The following is a 21,311-nucleotide window of genomic DNA, read 5'->3' as shown; positions in this document are numbered from 1 at the left end:
GAAGCTAAAAATTAGCTTCTTAGCTTCTTTAATTCATCAAGTAACTTATCGTTAAGTATCTTTATATGAGTACCCTTCATACCAAGTGATCTTGATTCAATTACACCAGCACTTTCAAATTTTCTAAGTGCATTTACTATTACTGATCTTGTTATACCTACTTTATCTGCAATTTTACTTGCTACAAGTAATCCTTCATTTCCATCAAGTTCATTGAAGATATGTTCAACTGCTTCTAATTCAGAATATGAAAGTGTTCCAATTGCAAGTTGAACAACTGCCTTCTTTCTTGCTTCTTCTTCTATTTCATCCTGCTTTGATCTTATTATTTCCATACCAACAATAGCTGCACTGTATTCAGCAAGAACTAAGTCTTCATCTGTAAATTCTTCTCCAAATCTTGCTATTAAAAGTGTTCCTAATCTTTCTCTATTTCCTATAATAGGAACTATAGTTGTTATTTTATCTGCAAAAAGGCAATTAACATCATTTTCAAAAACACAAACACCCTTTGATTTTACATTAGGCTTTGTTTCTGATATTTGCATTATACTATTGTTGTAATCTTCTGGGAATTTTTGTTCTCTAATAACTGTGTTTTTAACTATATCGCATTCAAATTCATCCCTTAATTGATATCCAAGTATTTTTCCCTTTCTACTTACAACATAAACATTGCAGTTCATAACCTCACTTAAAGTTTTGCAAATATCCCCAAATACTACTGGCTCAGTTGCTGATTTTTGTAAAATTTTATTTAACATTCTTGTCTTCTCTAGTAAGCTGTACATAATCATTCTCCTTTCTAAATTATATAATTTTTTTCTGAAGTATCTTTAACCAATTCTGTGGTTCTCTGCTTTACATATTCTCTATTAACAGTTATAACTTTTTCTTCTAAATCTGGTGCTTCGAAAGAAACATCTAAAAGAACTTTTTCTATAATAGTATGAAGTCTTCTTGCACCTATATTTTCACTTGTCATATTCATTTTATATGAAACTTCAGCAATTTCCTCTATACCATCTTCAGTAAATATCAACTCTATTCCTTCAACCTTAAGTAACTCTTTATACTGTTTAATTAAAGCATTTTTTGGTTCCATCAATATCTTAACAAAATCCTCTTTAGTTAAATCATTTAACTTAACTCTAACTGGAAAACGCCCTTGTAGTTCAGGTATTAAATCTGACACCTTTGAAACATGGAAGGCTCCTGCAGCAATAAATAATATATGATCGGTTTTTACTGGACCATACTTTGTATTAACAGTACTTCCCTCTACAATAGGTAATATATCTCTTTGAACACCTTCCCTCGAAACATCAGGACCACTCTTATTATTTTTGCCAGCTATTTTATCTATTTCATCAATAAACACAATTCCATCTTCTTCTGCTCTTTTTACTGCTATTTTATTTATTTCATCTAAATCCAGTAATTTATTTGCTTCTTCATTTTTAAAAATATTAAGTGCATCCTTTACCTTTACTTTTTTAGATTTTTTCTTTTTTGGAAGAATCCCACCTAATAAATCTTCAAAATTTATGTTTAAATCACTTATATTGCCACCAGCTATAACCTCAAATGGAAGTGTTGAACTATCCTCTATTTCTATTTCTATTTCCACATTGTCAAGCAACCCCTGTTCAAGCTGGTGTAATATCTGCTGACGTTTTAAATTAATATCTTCTTCACTTTCATTAAGGCTTACATTTTTATTTTCATTTTGAAATCCAAAAATATAATCGAAGGGATTTTTATTTATTTTCTTATTTGGTAGAGGTGCTATTACATCAACTACCCTCATTTTTGCCATTTCAAGTGCCTTTTCTTCTACCTCTTTAATTTTTTCTTCCTTTACAAGTCTAATAGAATTTTCTACCAAATCTCTAATTATGGAATCAACATCCCTTCCAACATAGCCAACTTCAGTAAATTTAGTTGCCTCTACCTTTACAAAAGGTGCATTAACAAGTTTTGCTAACCTTCTTGCTATTTCTGTCTTACCTACACCAGTTGGACCAATCATCAAAATATTTTTTGGAATTATATCTTCTTTTATATCATCGGATGCCAATCTTCTCCTATATCTATTTCTTAAAGCAACTGCCACCATCTTTTTTGCTTCATTTTGACCTATTATATATTTATCAAGTTCTTGAACTATCTTTTTCGGAGTTAGTTGTTCCATTTATATCCCCCCAATTTAAAGCTCCAATACATTAATGTTTCTGTTTGTATAAACGCATATCTCAGATGCAATTTCTAATGATTTAAATGCTATTTCCTTTGGGGTGAGTGTTGTATTTTGCTTTAAGGCTCTTGCTGCTGCTAATGCATACATACCTCCTGAACCTATTGCAGCAATACCATCATCAGGTTCTATAACCTCTCCACCACCAGATATAATTAGTAGAGTTTCCCTATCTGCTGCAATCATAAGTGCTTCAAGCTTTCTAAGTGCCTTATCACTTCTCCAAAAACCTGCTAGTTCTACAGCGGCCTTTCTTAAATTTCCATTATATTCTGTTAGTTTATCTTCAAATTTTTCAGCAAGTGTAAAGGCATCCGCCACTGAGCCTGCAAAACCAATCAAAACTTTGTTATTATATATTTTACGTATTTTATTTGCAGATGATTTTATAATAGTATTTTCTCCAAAAGTTACTTGTCCATCACCTGCAATTGCTACCATATTATTATTCTTTACAGCAACTATTGTCGTTGCCTTAAACATACTAATAACCCCCAGTACCATTTATAAAATCATTTTTTAAAATTTTTAGAATTGTTTATTTCCCATCAGCAATATAACTATAACATAATGCAAACGATTATGCAACATATTTTTTATTATTTTCGACAAATTTTTTAATTTTTACAATAAGATTTGTGCAATTTTTCTGATTTTATTATTTGCAGTTTTTATTTATACATACAAGCTTTTTTTCTCCCTTAACATTCTTTTCATAAAGTGTTTCTCCGCATTTTGGACATTTTTCGTTTGTAGGTTTATCCCAACTTACGAAGTTACATTTTGGATAATTGCTACATCCATAAAATGTCTTTCCTTTTTTGCTCCTTCTTACAACAACCTTAGCTCCACATAATGGACAATTAACATCAAGCTCATCTAAAATAGGTTTAGTATTTTTACATTCAGGATAACCTGGACAGGCAAGAAATTTACCATACTTACTCTTTTTTATTACCATATTTCTTCCACATTTATCACATTTAATATCTGTAACTTCAACCTTTTCTTCTATTGAAACCTTTTCAATTGTATTCTCAGCTAACTCAATTTGTTTTTTTAATGGTTTAAAGAAGGAATCCACAACTTCAACCCAATTCTCCTGTCCTTCCTCTATCTCATCAAGTTTCTTCTCCATTTCCGCAGTAAATTCAACATCAACTATATCCTTAAAATTTTCGTTTAAAAGTTCTGTTACTATTACACCTAATTCTGTAGGTATAAAATATTTCTTTTCCTTTTCAACATATCCACGCTCTAATATAGTACTAATAATAGGTGCATATGTACTTGGTCTTCCAATTCCTTTTTCCTCAAGAACCTTTACTAATGTAGCTTCAGTATATCTTGCTGGTGGTTGAGTAAAGTGTTGTTTGCTATCTAAATTAATTAACGATAATACGTCATTAATATTTATTTCTGGTAACTTTGCTTCTTTTTCATCTTCATCCTGTTGGTATACGGACAGGTATCCATTAAATTTTAAAATACTTCCTGTAGCTTTAAATTGATAATCACCTGCTGTAATATCAACAGATGTAGTATCATAAACAGCTTCAGACATTTGGCTTGCTATAAATCTATTCCAAATTAGATTATATAATTTGTATTGATCATTTGTTAAAGAATCCTTTATGTTATCAGGATGTCTATTAACTGAAGTAGGTCTTATTGCTTCATGGGCATCTTGAACATTTCCTTTTGTTTTATAATTTTTAGTTGTATTTGATGTATATTCCTTACCGAAATTATTAAGTATATACTCCTTTGCCTCCCTTTGTGCTTCTTCTGATACTCTTACTGAATCTGTTCTCATATAAGTTATTAAACCTACAGTTCCTTCACCTATTATATCTATACCTTCGTATAGCTGTTGAGCTATAGACATAGTCTTTTTAGTTGTAAAATTCAATTTTTTAAAGGCCTCCTGTTGCAATGAACTTGTTGTAAAAGGTGGCATTGGACTCTTTTTCTTTTCTTGTTTCTTAACATTCACAACTTTAAATTCTGTATCTTTTAAATTATTTAAAATTTCATCAACCTGCTCTTTATTTTTAAGTTCTATCTTTTCATTTGCTTTTCCATAAAATTTAGCTTCAAACTGCTTGTTTTTATTCTTTAATTTTGCAGTAATAGACCAGTATTCTTCAGGTATAAAATTATTGATTTCCTGTTCACGTTCACAGATTAACTTTACCGCTACTGATTGTACTCTACCTGCAGAAAGACCCCACTTGACCTTTTTCCACAAAATAGGGCTTATTTCGTAACCTACTAATCTATCTAAAACTCTTCTTGCCTGTTGTGCATTAACTAAATTCATATTTATTTTGCGGGGATTTTTAATAGCCTCATTTAATGCCTTCTTAGTTATTTCATGAAATTCTATTCTACACTCATCGTTAAAATTAAGGCCCAGAATGGTAGCAAGGTGCCAGGATATAGCCTCTCCTTCCCTATCTGGGTCTGTTGCAAGATAAACCTTTTGACATTTTTTTGCTTCCTTTTTTAACTCGTCAATAAGTTTGCCCTTACCTCTAATTGTTATATACTTAGGTTCATAGTTATTATCTATATCAACACCTAATTGACTCTTAGGTAAATCTCTTACATGTCCCATTGAAGCAGCAATCTTATATCCTTTTCCCAAAAATTTTCCTATTGTTTTTGCCTTAGCAGGTGACTCAACTATTACAAGAGATTGAGCCATTCTAACACCTCCAGTAACTATTTAGCAATAACTGTATTATAACAGAAAATTTTATAAAATCAAGATTTTATGATAACATAATTTCCACCATAAACCCTTTTAATTATTCCTTTACATTCAAGAATAGTTAATTTTGACAACAAAAAACTTGTCTCATATTTACATTTTAATTTTATTTGTTCAAAGGTTAAATTTCCTTCATTAATATAATTTATGATATTTTTTTCATACTCATCTAATTCTATATTATATTTCTTGGTGTTATTTCTTATACCAAATTCTTCGAGTATATCATCAGTCGTATCAACTAATTTTGCACCTTCCTTAATCAACTTATTGCACCCCTTACTCTGTTCTTTATATATATCACCTGGAACTGCAAAAACGTCTCTACCTTGTTCTAATGCATAATTTACTGTTATCATTGAACCGCTGCTTATTCCAGCTTCAACTACTAAAACAGCATTAGATAAACCACTTATAATCCTATTTCTTTCTGGAAAATTAAAACTAAATGGTTTAACATCAGGCAAATATTCTGTAAATACACAACCATTATCAATTATTTTATTCATTAATTTTATATTTTCCTTTGGATAAATATTATTAAACCCGGAACCTAAAACAGCAATTGTAAATCCATTAGAGTCTATTGCACCATTATGTGCTTCTGTATCAATTCCCCTTGCCATTCCACTTACTATGCCTATATTATATTTTGATAGTTCTAAACTAATTTTATATGCAATTGTTTTTCCATAGTTAGTTGCCCTTCTTGAACCTACAATAGCTAAAAGCTGTTTTGGTAACATAATATTTCCTATGTAAAATAGACCTATTGGGGCATCTTCAATTGATTTCAAAAGATAAGGATATACTTCATCTGTCATAAATACAAATTTAAAATTTTTCTTATTCATCTGTTTAATTATCTCTTCAACAGGTTTTAAGTCTTTATTTTTAACTATATATTCAGCAGTGATAATATCTATACCCATATAAACTAATTCATCTAAATTTTTATTAAATATTTCTTTTGGCGTAATATTTAAATTCATTATCTCTCTCTTTATCCTTCTATTTATTTTTAACATAAAAAACCATAAATTATATTCTAAACTCATAAATTTCACCTACTTCAACAAAGTACCATCTAATTTTCTATATTGTAATGCCTCTGCAATATGATTTGATTTTATGTTTTCACTCTCATCTAAATCTGCTATTGTTCGTGATATCTTTAATATTTTTGCATAGGATCTTGTTGTCATATTAAATCTTTTATATGCATTTTCTAATAATTTTTCTGCATCACTATCTAACCTACAATATTTCTTAATATGCTTTGATTTCATATTTGAATTGTATAAAATCCCATCATTTTTAAATCTTTTTGCCTGTATTTCTCTTGCCTTTATAACCCTCTTTAATATCTCAAGTGAACTTATCTCATCCTTACTATCCTGCAATTCTTCAAATTTTACAGGTGAAAGCTCAATATGTATATCTATTCTATCTAAAATAGGGCCAGATATCTTTGATAAATAATTTTTTATCTGTAATTCAGTACATTTACACTCTTTAATTTCCGAACCATAATAACCACAAGGGCAAGGATTCATAGCTGCAACAAGCATAAATTTTGCTGGAAAAGTATATTTTGCTTTTACTCTTGAAACTGTAACAATTCCATCCTCAAGAGGTTGTCTTAAAGCCTCGAGAGCATCTCTCTTAAACTCAGTAAATTCATCTAAAAATAGAACTCCATTGTGGGCTAAAGAAACTTCACCTGGAATAGGAACTGTACCTCCTCCTATTAAAGAATTGGTAGACACATTTACATGAGGATTTCTAAAAGGTGGATAAAATATCATACTTTCATCCTTTAAAGCTCCAACAATACTATATACCTTTGATACTTCTAAACTTTCTTCATATGTAAGATATGGTAAAACAGTTGGTATCCTTTGAGCTATCATTGTTTTTCCTGATCCAGGCGGACCGTACATTAATATATTGTGAAAACCTGATGCTGCTATTTCAACAGCTCTTTTAGCAAAACTGTGTCCCTTTACTTCATTAAAATCAATTCCATACTTTACATTTGTAATATCATACTTTATTGTCAATACCTTATCTAATTGTATTTCTCCATTTAAATAATCAATAACTTCACGTAGACTATTTACAGGATATATGTCTATTCCATCTATCATTTTAACTTCATTTATATTATCTATTGGAATAAATACCCTTTTAAATCTCTTTGACCTTGCTTCTATTATCATAGGAAGAAGTCCCCTTACTCTACGAATATCCCCATTTAATGCAAGTTCACCTACAAAAATATCCTTTTCTATATTACCGCGTATATATCCACAGGCCTTTAAAATTGAAATTGCAATAGGTAAATCAAGATGATTACCTTCCTTTTTTATTGAAGCTGGTGCAAAATTAACCAAAACTTTACCCTTTGGAAATTCAAGATTTGAATTTTTAATTGCACTCCTGACTCTTTCTTTGGACTCTTTTATTACCGCATCTGGTAACCCTACCATATTAAAGGCTGGAAGTCCATTTTGAATATCAACTTCTATATCTAAAATATATCCATCCAAACCCATTAAAAAAATAGAGTTTACTCTACTTATCATAAAATCCTCCCCTTATACAATACAATTTATTGTAAATTATATCCTCCTTTTAAATAGTTTAATCATATTAACGACAACAAAAAAACCGTGAATAATATAATTCACGGTTACTAAAAAGCATCTTTTATTATATTAATTTGTTTTATTGTTCTCCTATCCTTATCTAAATAAACCTCAACAACATCAAATCTTATATTATAACCCCTATGTCTATTTTCATTTAGATATCCCAATGCAACCTTTTTTATCTTGTCAATTTTTTTATAATTAACTGCTTCACAAGGTAGTCCATATTTTACAGAGCTTCGAGTTTTAACCTCTATAAAAGAAATGCAATCCTTTTCAATAGCAACTATATCTATTTCTCCAAACTTATTTTTATAGTTTGTTTCAACTACCCTATAGCCATTTTTAATTAAAAAATACTTAGCAGCCTCTTCCCCTAAATTACCCAATACCCTATTGTTCATATAATCACCCTAAACCATATTCTTTATAAAACTTCTTCTATGTATTTCACATGGCCCATACTTCTTAATTGCCTCAATATGTTCCTTTGTACCATATCCTTTGTTTTTTTCAAAGGAATAAACGGGATATTTTAAAGCAATTTCATCCATAAATTCATCTCTTTCCACCTTTGCAATAATAGATGCAGCACCTATAGATACTGATAAATCATCTCCCTTTATTAAAGAATCTGAATCAATTCCCAAATCAATCTTTACAGCATCTATTAATATAAAGTCTGGCTTAACACTAAGTCCCTCTATTGCTCTTTTCATTGCAAGCTTAGTGGCATTCAATATATTTAGTTCATCTATCTCCTTTTCTGTTGCAAAGGCTATCGAATATGATATAGAACTCTCCTTTATTTTTTCAGATATTTCTTTTCTTTTTATATCTGATAATTTTTTCGAATCCCTTATCTCATATATTGGACTATTCAAATCTAAAATAACAGCTGCTGCATATACAGGACCAGCAAGAGGACCTCTACCTACTTCATCAACACCCGCAATAAACCTATAACCTCTATTCAATAAATCCTTTTCATAGGTCAATCTTTTCTGATACTCATCTATTAATTTTTGATGTTTTTTAAATTTATTCTCATATTTTTTAAAAAGATTAACTATAGACTTTTTCTCTTCATCAAAGTAGGATGCCTTTAAATTTAAAAACTCTTCATAGGATGAATTTTTTATTAAATCCTCTAACTCCTTAATCTTCATTTTGCACCTCTTCTTCATATGTTGGAGATTCCAATGTAATTTTTCCTAATTTACCAGACCTATAATCCTCAAAAAGAATAGTTGCAGCACGTAATGTATCTATTTCACCACCCGATACAATACAACCCCTCTTTTTACCTATTTCCTTTAATATCTCTATAGCTGTTTTATCCATATCAACTTTGTATCTCTCTTGTATACACTTTGGAAACTTATCCTTCATCTCATCAATAAATTTCAATGACAATTCTTCTATATCGATGATTTCTTCCTTAATAGATTTGGTATAGGCTAAATGTAGTGCAACCTTCTCATCCTCAAACTTAGGCCATAATATCCCTGGAGTATCTAATAGTTCAAACTCCTTATTTACCTTAATCCATTGTTTTGATCTTGTAACCCCTGGTAAATCACCTGTTTTGGCACTTGACTTATTTGAAATTTTATTTATAAAGGAGGATTTACCTACATTTGGTATACCAACAACAAGTGCACGTATAGGTCTTCCTACAATTCCTTTAGCAGCCTTCCTTTCAAATTTATCCTTTACTGCCTCCTTCAAAACGGGATATACCCTTGATATATTTTTACCAGAAACCGAGTCAATGTCTAAAGCGTATATTCCCTTATCTTTAAAATATTTTATCCATTCTCTTGTTATCTTTTCATCAGCTAAAGTACACTTATTCAACAATACTACCTTAGGTTTATTTTTAATTAATTCATCTATATCAGGGTTTTTACTACTTACAGGTATCCTTGCATCTAAAAGTTCTATAACAACATCAATTATTTTTAAACTCTCTTCTATTTGTCTCTTGGTTTTCACCATATGACCTGGGTACCACTGAATATTCATCATATCCCCTCCTTTTGTAATTATATAAAAACATTCTATAAAAGTAAAATGGGACTGATATTCAGCCCCATTAGTCCATAATTTCCTTAACCTTTGTAGCAGCCTTACCTACTCTCTTTCTTAGGTAGTAAAGCTTAGCTCTTCTTACCTTACCTCTTCTTACAACTTCAATCTTATCAATCATTGGTGAGTGAACTGGGAATGTTCTTTCAACACCTACGCCGTAAGCAATCTTTCTTACTGTGAATGTTTCTCTAAGACCACCATTTTGTCTCTTTAAAACGATTCCTTCGAAAACTTGGATTCTTTCTCTGTTTCCTTCCTTTACCTTTACGTGAACCTTTACAGTATCTCCAGGTCCAAAGTTTGGAATATCACTTCTTAATTGTTCTGCTTCAATAGCTCTAATGATATCCATGTCCTTTACCTCCCTTTTATCCTAGACGTTCATGACGTTGCAGAGGAACGCCCGTTTTTTACACAACGATAATTATAGCATACAAATCAAAATATATCAACAACATTTTTCATATTTTTGACTCTTTACTCTTCTTTTGACTTTATTATTTCATCTAACATATCCTGTTCTTCTTTGGTTAATTTCTTTTTATTTAACAAATCGGGTCTTCTCTCATATGTTATTTTTAATGATTGATATTTTCTCCACCTTCTAATTTTTTCGTGATGACCAGACAACAGTACATCTGGTACCTTCATACCTCTAAAAACTTCCGGTCTTGTATACTGAGGATATTCTAATAGACCATCATAAAAGGACTCATCTTGATAGCTTTCTTCCTTAGGTAAAACTCCTGGAACTAACCTACTTATACAATCGATTATTGCCATACTTGCTATTTCTCCACCAGTTAACACAAAATCTCCTATTGAAATTTCTTCGTCTACAATACTTAAAACTCTTTCATCAATTCCCTCATAATGACCACATAAAATTACAATATGTTCCTTTTGTAAAAATCTTTTAGCATCACTTTGTTCAAACCTTTTACCCCTTGGTGACATCATTATTGTATATGGTTTTTTTCCATACCTATTTATTATATAGTCAACTGCATTAAATATAGGCTCTGCCTGCATAACCATACCTGCACCGCCACCATATGGGTAATCATCAACTTTTTTGTGCTTGTTATTAGAAAAATCCCTTATATTTATAGGGTTAATTTCAATAATACCATTTTCCTGTGCTTTTTTTAATATACTGTGGTTTAATGCTTCAAACATCTCAGGAAATAAAGTTAATACATCAAATTTCATCTTAATCCCTCTAATAAATTAATTTTCATAATAGAATTATTTAAATCAACTTGCTTAATAACATCCTTAATTGCTGGTATAAGTAGGCTATTATCATCGTTTTTTATTTCATACACATCATTGCTACCTGTACTAAAAACATCTGTTATTTTTCCTAAATACTCTCCTTCTAAAGTATAAACATCAAGACCTATTAAGTCTGCAATAAAATAAGCATCCTCTTCAAGCTTAACTGCATTTTCCCTATCTACATATAAATATACCTTCTTATATTTTTCAGCCTCTGTCATATTATTTATACCTTCTAATTTCAAAATCACAAGATTTTTAAAATATTTTACTCCCTCAACATTAACCTTTGTATATGCATCCTTATCCTTTATAAACACGAACTTTAACTTATTAAACCTTTTAACATCATCTGTTAAAGGATAAACCTTAACTTCTCCCTTCACTCCGTGCGTATTTATTATCTGACCAACCTTTAAATAATTTTTCATAATATTACCACCCTTTTATGTTAAAAAGAGTTAGGTAATCCTAACTCTTTTTATTATATTATTTCAACTATAACTCTTTTATTTTCCTTAATTGCAGCGGCCTTAACTACAGTTCTTATAGCCTTTGCAATTCTTCCTTGCTTACCTATAACTTTACCCATATCCTCTGGAGCAACCTTTAATTCTATAATAACTGATTGCTCACCAGATATTTCTTTTACCTGAACTTCATCAGGATTGTCAACAAGTGACTTGGCGATTACCTCAACCAATTCCTTCATGGTAATCCACCTCCATTATTCTATAACACCAGCTTTTTTAAATAGACGCTTAACAGTATCTGATGGTTGAGCTCCATTTGCTAACCACTTCTTTGCATTTTCTACATCAATCTTTATATCAGCTGGCTCAGCAATTGGATTGTAGTATCCTATTTCTTCAATGAATCTACCATCTCTTGGTGATCTTGAATCAGCAACAACTATTCTGTAGAAAGGAGCCTTCTTAGCACCCATTCTTCTTAATCTTATCTTTACTGCCATTATTTTCACCTCCTTACAAAGCACGTTGTCATAATTTATTTAAAGAAAGGAAATTTAAATTTCCCTTTTTTCATATTTTTTTGCATATCTCCAAATTGTTTCATCATCTTTCTTGCCTGTTCAAATCCATTTAGTAACTTATTTACTTCTTGAATTGTTGTTCCTGATCCCTTTGCTATTCTCTTCTTTCTACTTGCATTTATAATTGAAGGATTCCTTCTCTCTTCCTTGGTCATTGATTTAATAATTGCTTCTGCATGTAATAATTCCTTTTCATTTACTTCCATATCACCTAACTTTGATACATCTACACCAGGAATCATTTTAACTAAATCCTTCAATGGACCCATCTTTTTCATTTGCTGCATTTGATCAAGGAAATCTTCAAGTGTAAATTCTTGACTTAATATCTTCTTTTCAAGTTCTGCAGCCTTCTTTTCATCAATAGCCTCTTGAGCTTTTTCAATTAGGCTCAATATATCTCCCATTCCAAGGATTCTTGAGGCCATTCTGTCTGGATGAAATACTTCAAAATCATTTAGTTTTTCTCCAGTTCCTACAAACTTTATTGGTGTATTTGTAACTGCCTTTACTGATATAGCAGCTCCACCTCTTGTATCCCCATCTAACTTTGTTAGTATAACACCAGTTAGATCAAGATTACTATTAAAGTGTTCTGCTACATTTACAGCATCCTGTCCTGTCATAGCATCGACTACCAACAAAATTTCATTTGGTTTTACTTCAGATTTTATATTCTTAAGTTCCTGCATAAGCTCTTCATCTATATGAAGACGTCCTGCAGTATCTATGATAACATAGTCTCTTTCTAACTTTTTTGCATTTTCTATACCAGCTTTAGCTATATCCACCGGATTTACCTTATCACCTAAACTGAAGACTGGAACATCAATTTGGTTACCTAATATTTGTAGCTGTTTTATAGCAGCTGGTCTATACACGTCTGCTGCCACAAGAAGTGGCTTTTTATTGTGCTTTTTTAAATGGAGTGCAAGTTTTGCGGCCATTGTAGTCTTACCTGCACCTTGAAGACCAACCAACATAATTACTGTAGGTGGATTATTAGCTGGTTTTAATTTGCTTTCTGTGCTTCCCATTAATTTAATTAATTCTTCATTAACTATTTTTATAACCTGCTGTGCTGGAGTTAAACTCTCCATTACCTCTTCTCCAACAGCCCTTTCAGAAACACTATTAATAAAATCCTTAACAACTTTATAGTTAACATCAGCTTCAAGAAGGGCTAATTTAACTTCACGCATTGCATCCTTTACGTCCTTTTCAGTTAATTTACCCTTACCCCTTAATTTTTTAAATGTTTCTTGAAGCTTAGACGTAAGCCCTTCAAAAGCCATAAGATGACCTCCTAATCAAATATCTAAAAGCTTGTTTAATATATCCAGTGATTTTTTTATGTCATCATATTCTTGATATTTACTCAAAAGATTTTTTATTTTAATAAGCTCCTGTTTTTGTTTCAAAAACCTGTCAACCAAACCTAATTCTTCTTCGTAATCTAACAGTGCCTTTTCACTTCTTTTTATTATATCATGTACTGCCTGCCTTGAAATGCCATATTCCTCAGCAATCTCAGCAAGGGACATATCCTCTTCAAAATGTCTTGACATTATATCTCGTTGTTTTTCGGTTAAAAGATTTCGATAAAAATCTAACAAAAGAATAATATAACTTAATCTATCCATATCAGCACATCCCTAAATGATAATAACAAAATATATTGAATGTGTCAAGTATTTTTACTTAACATCAAAACAAAGCATCTGCAAATTCTTTTGGATCAAATTCCTGCAGGTCCTCAATCCCCTCTCCTACACCTATCATTGAAACAGGGATATTTAATTCATTGGCAATTGATATTACAACTCCACCCTTTGCTGTTCCATCTAATTTGGTTAAAATTAGTCCATTAACATTTGCCACATTCATAAACTCCTTTGCTTGATTTAATGCATTTTGGCCTGTTGTAGCATCAAGCACAAGGAAGGTTTTTTTGTAGGCATTTTCATATTCTCTTTCAACTATCCTATTTATCTTTCTTAGCTCCTCCATTAAATTCTTCTTATTATGAAGTCTACCGGCAGTATCACAAATTAATATGTCTACTCCTCTCGCCTTTGCTGCTTGAATGGCGTCAAACACAACTGCTGCTGGATCAGCACCCTCTTGATGCTTTATAATATCAACTCCACTTCTTTTAGCCCACACTTCAAGTTGGTCAATAGCAGCTGCTCTAAATGTATCTGCTGCAGCAAGCATAACTTTATAGCCTTTTTGTTTTAAATAGTGTGACATTTTACCAATTGAAGTTGTTTTTCCAACTCCATTTACACCAACAACTATATACACAGCAGGAGTTGATTTAGGAATAACTGAATGTTTTTCATTATCTAAAATATCTGCAATTATTTCCTTTAAAAGTTCTTTTACCTTTGAAGGATCATCTATACGATTTTCCCTAACCTTTTTTCTAAGCATCTCTATTATCTTTGTTGTAGTGCTAACACCAACATCTGATGTTATTAATATCTCCTCTAATTCTTCATATAATTCCTCATCTATTGTCTTTGTAAAGGACAATAGTGCATCAACCTTATCGTTTATTACATCCCTTGTTTTTGTAAGTCCTTGCTTAAGTTTTTCAAACCAAGACATACTATTTTCCTCCCTCTAACTTTAATGAAACAACCTTTGATACTCCCTTTTCCTCCATTGTAACACCATAAAGAGTATCTGCAGCTGCCATAGAACCCTTTCTATGTGTTATTATAATAAATTGTGTCCTTGTTGAATAGTCCTTTAAGAATTCAGCAAATCTATTAACATTGGCATCATCTAATGCTGCTTCTATTTCGTCAAGAACACAAAATGGAGTCGGCTTCATCTTTAATATTGCAAAAATAAGTGCTATCGCAGCAAGACCTCTTTCTCCACCAGATAGTAGTGATAGTGTCTGAAGCTTCTTTCCTGGAGGTTGAACTATAATTTCTATTCCTGCATTTAATACATCATCCCCATCAAGCCTTAAATCTGCATAACCGCCACCAAACAACTCCTTAAAGGTTAAATTAAAGTTTTCCCTTATAATTCTAAAATTATATTTAAATTGTTCTGTCATCTTTTGAACCATCTCATTTATTACACCAACTAAGGATTTTTCAGCATTAATCAAATCTTCCCTTTGTTGTTTTAAGAAAGAATATCTTTCAACAACTCTTTTATATTCTTCAATTGAATTTACATTTACATCTCCAAGAGATCTTATATTCGCTTTAAGCTCATTTACTCTTTTTGATATTTCCCCTACATTTTTGATTTCCTTTTTATACTTTACCGCCTGAGGAATTGACAATTCATACTCTTCCCAAAGTTTATTTATCAGTACCTCAATTTCATTTTCAAGCTTATTTTTCATAATATCAAGTTTATGAATAGAATTTATAACAGATGAAATACTCTCTTCTACTGCTACAATATCCTTTTCTTTGCTCTGTATTATATCTGTAATTTCCCTTTTCTTTCCCTCAAATAAATAATATTCTTCCTTAACTTTTATAATATCTTCTGCATACTTCTGCAATTCTATTAAATTTTTTCTTATATTTTCTTTAGTATGTTCTATCTTTATATTTAAATTTTCTATTTCTAATTCATAATTTTTAATTCTATTTTCATAATTATTTTTTTCCTTTTCTAACTGTTTTCTTCTTTCGCTTATTCCCTCTAAAATTTTGTTTTTTTCTGCATATAATATTCTTTTATCTGTTAGTTCCTTATGAAGAACATCCTTTTTAACCTGTAGATCCTTTATATCTCTTTGAGTATTCTCAACGTATTCTTGAATTGAAGCTTGTTTTTCCTCTAAAAGCTTCAGTTGCTGTTCTCTTTCCTCAAGCTTTTTCTTGACATTTTGAGTTTCTATTTCAATATGTTCTAATTCTACTTCAATATCCTTTATATTTTTATTTATATCTTCAATTTGTTTTTCATAAAATAGCTGTTTTCCAACTAATATCTGTATTTCCTTTTCAATTGATTTTATTTCCTGATCTATCTCATTCTTTTTAATAAAATAATCATTGATCTTTTCATTATTTAAAGCAATATTTTTATTATACTTTAGAGTTGTTTCCTTTAGTATCTTTATATCTGCATTTAATTCTTCAATCTCATTTTTTCTTGATAAAATACCGTGGCTTTTAACTACACTACCACCAGTAAAGCTTCCACCAGCATTTATAACATCTCCCTCTAATGTAACTATCCTTAGAGCATAATCTATTTCCTTTGCTATATTTTTTGCATTCTCTAAATTATCACAAATAATAACCCTTCCTAATATATTTCCAACTACATTTTTATACACTTCATCAAAACTTACAATCTCATTAGCAAGCCCTAAATATCCAGGCATTTGTTTTATCTTTTGGTCTATCATATATGGTTTATATTTAACAGTATTTAATGGATAGAAGGTAACCCTTCCTATATTATTCTTTTTAAGAACATCTATAAGCTGTATTGCTACACTCTCATTTTTAACAACAATATTTTGAATGGCAGCACCAAGTGCAATTTCAACTGCAACTTCATACCCCTTTGGAACTTTTATAATATCTGATACCGCACCTAAAACACCAAAATTCTCTTTATAATTAGTCAAAATGTATTTTGTAGCTTTATTAAATCCCTCTAATTCATTTTCCATAGAAACTAAAGCATTACATCTTGCCTCTTTTGACCTTAGATCTGAAATAATATTATTTTTTTCTGATTGTAATCTCTTTCCTTCCTGTTCTAAAAAACTAATCTGTTGAAGAACTGAATTAAATAAGTCGGTTTTATTTTTCCTTTTTTCACTTAAATTATTATAATTAATATCATTTTTTTCTTTTTCCTTCTTAACTTTTTCTAACTCTTCTTCTTTTTGACTTCTTATAAAATTTATTTGTTCTTTACGTCTATCAAAATTTTGTAATGTTATTTCATAGGAACTAATTTTATTTTTTTCTTGAGATATATCATTAAGAAGCTGAAGCAAATTTGATTTCTTTTCATCTATATCAGACTCTATTGTGATATATTTTTGGTTTAAACTATTATATTCCTTTTCAATTTTATCTATCTCGTTCTTGATTAATTGTATCTCATCTAATACCTCATTATTATCTAATCCTAAGTTTTGTATACTTGATTCTACCTCTAAAATATATTCTTTGTTATTCTCAATTTCATTCTTTAACCTATCTATTTCATTTATAAAGTTTGCATATCTCTCATTTAATACCTTAATTTCACCCTGTTTATTTTCTTGATTCTTTTCAAGTTCCAATCTTTCTGTTGAAACTCTTTCTAATTCCTTTTCTATTTCAACAAGGTTTTGCTTTAAAGAAACTACCTCTTCCTTTAAAATTTGCTTTCTTTTTTCTTCCTGTTCCTTGGTTTGGTTTATTTCATCCGAATCTACTGTAATTTTTTTATATTTTTCTCTTGCCTCATTATAATTGTTTAATATTAAGTTTATTTCCAATTCCTTTAATTCTTCTTTAAATGATAAATATTTTTTAGCAACCTCGGATTGTTCCTTTAATGGTTCAATCTGTGCTTCTAATTCCGAAATGATATCATCAATTCTTAATAGATTTTGTCTTGTATTTTCAAGCTTTCTTTCTGCCTCTAACTTTCTTGTCTTGTATTTTACTATACCAGCAGCTTCTTCAAATAAATTTCTTCTATCCTCTGAACGCGTACTTAAAATTTCATCTACTCTTCCTTGTCCAATTAATGAATATCCATCCTTACCTATCCCTGTATCCATAAAAATCTCTTGAATATCCCTTAATCTACAGGGTGTATTATTAATTAAATATTCACTTTCACCAGAACGGTAAAGTCTTCTTGTAACTGTTATTTCTGTATATTCAATTGGAACAATTCCATCAGAATTATCGATTGTTAAAGAAACCTCTGCACAGCCCAATGGTTTTCTTGTCTCTGTTCCTGCAAAAATAACATCCTCCATTTTTGCTCCTCTTAAAGTTTTAGCACTCTGTTCTCCTAAAACCCATCTTATAGCATCAGATATGTTACTTTTACCACTACCATTTGGACCTACTATTGCAGTAATTCCTCCATTAAAATCAAGTTCAATTTTATCTGCAAATGACTTAAAACCCTTAACTTCAATTCGTTTTAAATACAATCTAAACACCCTCTCTAAATGTAAAAAAATAAAAATGCACTTATGTTCTGGTGTCCCATAAAGAATCTAACATATCTATTTTAATTATATAATTAAACAGGTGTCAAGCTAAGTTAAAAAACAAAGTGCCATAAATAAGTAAAAGCATTAAACACTTCTACTATTTATGGCACTTGTTTATAAACATCATAGTAATTTTAATTATCTTGGTTCCACAATAAATTTGATTGCTGTTCTTTCTTCCCCATCTATTTCAACTTCTGAAAATGCTGGGATGACAACCAAATCAATGCCATTTGGTGCTACAAAACCTCTTGTTATTGCAATAGCCTTTATTGCTTGATTTACTGCACCTGCACCTATAGCTTGTATTTCTGCTGATGCCCTTTCCCTTAAAGTTGCAGCTAAAGCTCCTGCTACAGCCTTTGGTTGTGATTGAGCTGATACCTTTAATACTTCCATATATAACTCCTCCTTCATATAGACTATAATTATTACTCTCCTATTATATATTCTATATAAAGGAGTGTTTTCCTTCTTTATATAATAGAGCTAATATAATCAAATAACGACATTTTATAACATTTTTCTTCGTTTCTTAAGCATATTTCAAATAAATCTAAATCAGTAGATTGGTGTACCTTGACCTTTTTGTCGGAAATTTGTTGTAAAATGTCGTTAAAAAATCTTTTCTTATCTGAATACATTTTTGATAACGTTTTTTGATTAACAATCAAGTCTATTGATTTTGATTCTTTAAAATACGTATTAATATAATATAAAATCATATCATTTAATAAACTTGATTCAACAAGCTCTCTAAAGGCTGGATGAAAAGGCCCCGCAACTACATTTTTGCCAAGAGTAAAGTCATCTGAAACCTGTAGACCTATTTTCATTATATAAATATTGTTTTTATAAAATAGTTTGTAAAGTTCCTTACATATATATACGGCATCCATTAATTCTAAAGGTTTATACATACCTTTTTTATATAATACCTCTAAATAGGTATCCTTAACTACAAGCGTTGGATAAATTCTAACAAAATCAGGTTTTAATTCAATAAATTTTTTTGCAGTATATATATCCTTTTCAAAGGAATCTCCATAAAGCCCCACCATCATTTGAAGCCCCAATTTAAACCCATATTCTTTTATTAATTTTGAGGCATTAACAACATCTTCACTACTATGCCCTCTACACTGTTTCATTAATACATCATCATCCATTGATTGTGCACCAAGCTCTATATTCTTCACACCATATTTTTTAAGATAGTCAAGTATTTCCCTATCTATATAGTCTGGTCTTGTAGACAATCTAATCTCATCAACTAATCCTTTATCTACATACTCCTTGGCTATACTTAAAAATTCCTTCTGTTTTTCTATTTCTATCCCTGTAAAACTTCCTCCAAAAAAAGAAATCTCAATATGTGAATTATTTCTATCTATAGTTTTTAGATGTTCTTCAATTATCTTATAAACATCTTCAGCCTCTACATCATTGTATTGACCTGTAATTCTTTTTTGGTTACAGAAAATACAATCGTGAGGACACCCCTTATGTGGAACAAAAATTGGTATTATAAAATGCTTCATATTACTAATCAACTCCTAATGTTCTCAATGCTTCCCTTGCTGCATTTTGTTCTGCCTCTTTTTTACTCTTTCCTATTCCCTTGCCATATAAAGTATCATCAAGATAAACATTAATTTCAAATGTTTTATTATGATCAGGTCCATATTCATTTGCTACCCTATACACAATTTTTTTATTTATATCTCTTTGAACATACTCCTGTAGTTTAGATTTATAATCATTGTAGTTTATATCATTGCTGAATAGTTCAATTTTTTCCTCTAAATTCTTAATAACAAACTTCTTAGCCTTTTCATATCCCCTATCAAGATATATTGCAGCTATTACTGCTTCACAGCAATCCGCAAGGAGAGAATCCTTTTCTCTCCCTCCAGTAAGTTCTTCACCTTTTCCTATCCTTAAATATTCATTAAACTTTAATCTTCTTGCTATCTCTGCCAAAGAGGACTCACAAACAACTGCTGCTCTAATCCTTGTTAATTTACCTTCGTGCTTATTTTTAAACTTTTTAAATAGATATTCACTTACTATTAAACTTAAAACTGAATCACCTAAAAATTCCAATCTCTCGTTATGGGAATTATATCCTAAATTAAACTGATTTGCATATGAACTATGCGTTAGTGCAATATCTAATAAACCTATATTTTCAAAATCCACATCAATTATTTCTTCCAAATGCTTTAACTGTTTCTTTCTTATTTTATCCATATAAAGCCCCCTAATGGTTTTTTGTCACATTTCATAAGTTAACTTTATATTAATAAAATTAACTTATGAAATATGTTAAAAGCCCCGAATAAATCGGGACTATGTTAAAAATCTGTATTTTCCTTTATGTACTCAACAACATCTCCAACAGTTTGAATTTTTTCTGCCTCTTCATCTGGAATTTCTAAGTCAAACTCATCTTCAAGAGCCATTATTAATTCAACAACATCTAATGAATCAGCACCTAAATCATCCATAAATGATGATTCCATTGTTATATCGTCAGGATCTATTCCTAAAACTTCTGAAATTCTTTCCTTAACTCTTTCAAATATCATAAGTTCACCTCCCTTCAAACTCAACTATATAATATTACATATAATGTAAAGAGTCAACATAAATTATCATTTCTTATTTACAGAGATTTCGCATCTAATTTCCAGTAAAGCTTTTTTCTTTATAGGAAATTAGATTTTTTCTATTTTATTGAAATTTTGGAAGGGAAAAAGGCCGTAGGCCATGTATATAGATACACCTTCCCCCTCCCCATCATAATGAAAAGCTGTATTTCCAATTTTATTATCGACTATGCGGTGTTAAAAATTGGATTAATCCAATTCATAATTATCAACATTTCATCTTTCAAATCTTCTATTATATTTATCTGCAAAAGCCTTTTTTCTCTGAATCCTCGAATGTTTCTAAAAAAGTATAATTGG

The 21,311-nt window shown here is 30.4% G+C and carries 22 protein-coding genes; all 22 read right to left on the bottom strand.

Going from position 1 to position 21,311, the window contains the following annotated elements:
* Window positions 1-11 precede the first annotated feature (11 nt).
* Entirely contained in the window at window positions 12-791 is a 780-nt protein-coding gene (codY, locus tag BUB63_RS00740; RefSeq protein WP_027307460.1) for a GTP-sensing pleiotropic transcriptional regulator CodY, read from the bottom strand.
* A gap of 14 nt (window positions 792-805) precedes the next feature.
* On the bottom strand, window positions 806-2,194 hold the full coding sequence (gene hslU, locus BUB63_RS00735) for an ATP-dependent protease ATPase subunit HslU (protein ID WP_027307459.1): 1,389 nt from the start codon (window positions 2,192-2,194) through the stop codon (window positions 806-808).
* A gap of 15 nt (window positions 2,195-2,209) precedes the next feature.
* Entirely contained in the window at window positions 2,210-2,740 is a 531-nt protein-coding gene (gene hslV / locus BUB63_RS00730) for an ATP-dependent protease subunit HslV (protein ID WP_027307458.1), read from the bottom strand.
* 175 nt (window positions 2,741-2,915) lie between these two features.
* Window positions 2,916-4,967: a type I DNA topoisomerase gene (gene topA / locus BUB63_RS00725; protein WP_073247614.1), complete on the bottom strand. Its 2,052-nt coding sequence runs from the start codon at window positions 4,965-4,967 to the stop codon at window positions 2,916-2,918.
* A 59-nt stretch (window positions 4,968-5,026) separates the two neighbouring features.
* Window positions 5,027-6,091, bottom strand: coding sequence for a DNA-processing protein DprA (gene dprA / locus BUB63_RS00720; protein ID WP_073247613.1), 1,065 nt, complete (start codon window positions 6,089-6,091; stop codon window positions 5,027-5,029).
* Between the two features lie 9 nt (window positions 6,092-6,100).
* Window positions 6,101-7,621, bottom strand: a complete 1,521-nt coding sequence (locus tag BUB63_RS00715) for a YifB family Mg chelatase-like AAA ATPase (RefSeq protein WP_073247612.1) — start codon at window positions 7,619-7,621, stop codon at window positions 6,101-6,103.
* A gap of 110 nt (window positions 7,622-7,731) precedes the next feature.
* Window positions 7,732-8,091, bottom strand: a complete 360-nt coding sequence (locus BUB63_RS00710) for a YraN family protein (protein WP_027307454.1) — start codon at window positions 8,089-8,091, stop codon at window positions 7,732-7,734.
* A 9-nt stretch (window positions 8,092-8,100) separates the two neighbouring features.
* Window positions 8,101-8,856, bottom strand: coding sequence for a ribonuclease HII (locus tag BUB63_RS00705; protein ID WP_084106383.1), 756 nt, complete (start codon window positions 8,854-8,856; stop codon window positions 8,101-8,103).
* On the bottom strand, window positions 8,846-9,715 hold the full coding sequence (gene ylqF / locus BUB63_RS00700) for a ribosome biogenesis GTPase YlqF (RefSeq protein ID WP_027307452.1): 870 nt from the start codon (window positions 9,713-9,715) through the stop codon (window positions 8,846-8,848). The genes BUB63_RS00705 and ylqF overlap by 11 nt, the downstream gene beginning before the upstream one ends.
* Before the next feature lie 70 nt (window positions 9,716-9,785).
* A complete protein-coding gene (gene rplS, locus BUB63_RS00695) occupies window positions 9,786-10,133 on the bottom strand; it encodes a 50S ribosomal protein L19 (RefSeq protein WP_027307451.1) in 348 nt (115 codons plus the stop codon).
* A 125-nt stretch (window positions 10,134-10,258) separates the two neighbouring features.
* Window positions 10,259-10,993, bottom strand: a complete 735-nt coding sequence (gene trmD, locus BUB63_RS00690) for a tRNA (guanosine(37)-N1)-methyltransferase TrmD (protein ID WP_027307450.1) — start codon at window positions 10,991-10,993, stop codon at window positions 10,259-10,261.
* On the bottom strand, window positions 10,990-11,493 hold the full coding sequence (gene rimM, locus BUB63_RS00685; RefSeq protein ID WP_027307449.1) for a ribosome maturation factor RimM: 504 nt from the start codon (window positions 11,491-11,493) through the stop codon (window positions 10,990-10,992). Before rimM ends, trmD begins: the two co-directional genes overlap by 4 nt.
* 53 nt (window positions 11,494-11,546) lie before the next feature.
* Window positions 11,547-11,774: a KH domain-containing protein gene (locus tag BUB63_RS00680; RefSeq protein WP_027307448.1), complete on the bottom strand. Its 228-nt coding sequence runs from the start codon at window positions 11,772-11,774 to the stop codon at window positions 11,547-11,549.
* 15 nt (window positions 11,775-11,789) lie between these two features.
* Window positions 11,790-12,035: a 30S ribosomal protein S16 gene (gene rpsP / locus BUB63_RS00675; RefSeq protein ID WP_027307447.1), complete on the bottom strand. Its 246-nt coding sequence runs from the start codon at window positions 12,033-12,035 to the stop codon at window positions 11,790-11,792.
* A gap of 35 nt (window positions 12,036-12,070) precedes the next feature.
* Window positions 12,071-13,411: a signal recognition particle protein gene (ffh, locus tag BUB63_RS00670; RefSeq protein ID WP_073247611.1), complete on the bottom strand. Its 1,341-nt coding sequence runs from the start codon at window positions 13,409-13,411 to the stop codon at window positions 12,071-12,073.
* Window positions 13,412-13,426: 15 nt separating this feature from the next.
* Complete coding sequence (gene ylxM, locus BUB63_RS00665; protein ID WP_027307445.1) at window positions 13,427-13,759, bottom strand: YlxM family DNA-binding protein; 333 nt, start codon at window positions 13,757-13,759, stop codon at window positions 13,427-13,429.
* Window positions 13,760-13,823: 64 nt separating this feature from the next.
* Window positions 13,824-14,729, bottom strand: coding sequence for a signal recognition particle-docking protein FtsY (gene ftsY, locus BUB63_RS00660; protein WP_073247610.1), 906 nt, complete (start codon window positions 14,727-14,729; stop codon window positions 13,824-13,826).
* Between the two features lies 1 nt (window position 14,730).
* Window positions 14,731-18,276, bottom strand: a complete 3,546-nt coding sequence (gene smc, locus BUB63_RS00655) for a chromosome segregation protein SMC (protein WP_073247609.1) — start codon at window positions 18,274-18,276, stop codon at window positions 14,731-14,733.
* Between the two features lie 201 nt (window positions 18,277-18,477).
* Window positions 18,478-18,738 (bottom strand): stage V sporulation protein S, encoded by a 261-nt coding sequence (locus tag BUB63_RS00650; RefSeq protein WP_027307442.1) that lies wholly within the window; start codon window positions 18,736-18,738, stop codon window positions 18,478-18,480.
* A 77-nt stretch (window positions 18,739-18,815) separates the two neighbouring features.
* Entirely contained in the window at window positions 18,816-19,880 is a 1,065-nt protein-coding gene (locus tag BUB63_RS00645) for an elongator complex protein 3 (RefSeq protein WP_073247608.1), read from the bottom strand.
* A gap of 4 nt (window positions 19,881-19,884) precedes the next feature.
* Complete coding sequence (gene rnc, locus BUB63_RS00640) at window positions 19,885-20,592, bottom strand: ribonuclease III (protein ID WP_035165588.1); 708 nt, start codon at window positions 20,590-20,592, stop codon at window positions 19,885-19,887.
* A gap of 104 nt (window positions 20,593-20,696) precedes the next feature.
* Window positions 20,697-20,930 carry an acyl carrier protein gene (gene acpP / locus BUB63_RS00635; protein WP_027307439.1) on the bottom strand — a complete coding sequence of 78 codons (234 nt, stop codon included), beginning with the start codon at window positions 20,928-20,930 and terminating at the stop codon, window positions 20,697-20,699.
* Window positions 20,931-21,311 lie beyond the last annotated feature (381 nt).

Origin of the sequence: Caloramator proteoclasticus DSM 10124, from assembly GCF_900129265.1 — a bacterium.
Taxonomy (GTDB): Bacteria; Bacillota; Clostridia; order Clostridiales; family Caloramatoraceae; genus Thermobrachium; species Thermobrachium proteoclasticum.
The sequence above is the reverse complement of the archived record's forward strand: the minus strand, read 5'-3'. Positions and strand labels throughout refer to the sequence as shown.

Bases quoted from the DNA above. Each gene is read 5' to 3' on its own strand.
- codY (WP_027307460.1), bottom strand. From the start codon at position 791: ATGTACAGCTTACTAGAGAAGACAAGAATGTTAAATAAAATTTTACAA.
- hslU (WP_027307459.1), bottom strand. From the start codon at position 2,194: ATGGAACAACTAACTCCGAAAAAGATAGTTCAAGAACTTGATAAATAT.
- hslV (WP_027307458.1), bottom strand. From the start codon at position 2,740: ATGTTTAAGGCAACGACAATAGTTGCTGTAAAGAATAATAATATGGTA.
- topA (WP_073247614.1), bottom strand. From the start codon at position 4,967: ATGGCTCAATCTCTTGTAATAGTTGAGTCACCTGCTAAGGCAAAAACA.
- dprA (WP_073247613.1), bottom strand. From the start codon at position 6,091: ATGAGTTTAGAATATAATTTATGGTTTTTTATGTTAAAAATAAATAGA.
- BUB63_RS00715 (WP_073247612.1), bottom strand. From the start codon at position 7,621: ATGATAAGTAGAGTAAACTCTATTTTTTTAATGGGTTTGGATGGATAT.
- BUB63_RS00710 (WP_027307454.1), bottom strand. From the start codon at position 8,091: ATGAACAATAGGGTATTGGGTAATTTAGGGGAAGAGGCTGCTAAGTAT.
- BUB63_RS00705 (WP_084106383.1), bottom strand. From the start codon at position 8,856: ATGAAGATTAAGGAGTTAGAGGATTTAATAAAAAATTCATCCTATGAA.
- ylqF (WP_027307452.1), bottom strand. From the start codon at position 9,715: ATGAATATTCAGTGGTACCCAGGTCATATGGTGAAAACCAAGAGACAA.
- rplS (WP_027307451.1), bottom strand. From the start codon at position 10,133: ATGGATATCATTAGAGCTATTGAAGCAGAACAATTAAGAAGTGATATT.
- trmD (WP_027307450.1), bottom strand. From the start codon at position 10,993: ATGAAATTTGATGTATTAACTTTATTTCCTGAGATGTTTGAAGCATTA.
- rimM (WP_027307449.1), bottom strand. From the start codon at position 11,493: ATGAAAAATTATTTAAAGGTTGGTCAGATAATAAATACGCACGGAGTG.
- BUB63_RS00680 (WP_027307448.1), bottom strand. From the start codon at position 11,774: ATGAAGGAATTGGTTGAGGTAATCGCCAAGTCACTTGTTGACAATCCT.
- rpsP (WP_027307447.1), bottom strand. From the start codon at position 12,035: ATGGCAGTAAAGATAAGATTAAGAAGAATGGGTGCTAAGAAGGCTCCT.
- ffh (WP_073247611.1), bottom strand. From the start codon at position 13,411: ATGGCTTTTGAAGGGCTTACGTCTAAGCTTCAAGAAACATTTAAAAAA.
- ylxM (WP_027307445.1), bottom strand. From the start codon at position 13,759: ATGGATAGATTAAGTTATATTATTCTTTTGTTAGATTTTTATCGAAAT.
- ftsY (WP_073247610.1), bottom strand. From the start codon at position 14,729: ATGTCTTGGTTTGAAAAACTTAAGCAAGGACTTACAAAAACAAGGGAT.
- BUB63_RS00650 (WP_027307442.1), bottom strand. From the start codon at position 18,738: ATGGAAGTATTAAAGGTATCAGCTCAATCACAACCAAAGGCTGTAGCA.
- BUB63_RS00645 (WP_073247608.1), bottom strand. From the start codon at position 19,880: ATGAAGCATTTTATAATACCAATTTTTGTTCCACATAAGGGGTGTCCT.
- rnc (WP_035165588.1), bottom strand. From the start codon at position 20,592: ATGGATAAAATAAGAAAGAAACAGTTAAAGCATTTGGAAGAAATAATT.
- acpP (WP_027307439.1), bottom strand. From the start codon at position 20,930: ATGATATTTGAAAGAGTTAAGGAAAGAATTTCAGAAGTTTTAGGAATA.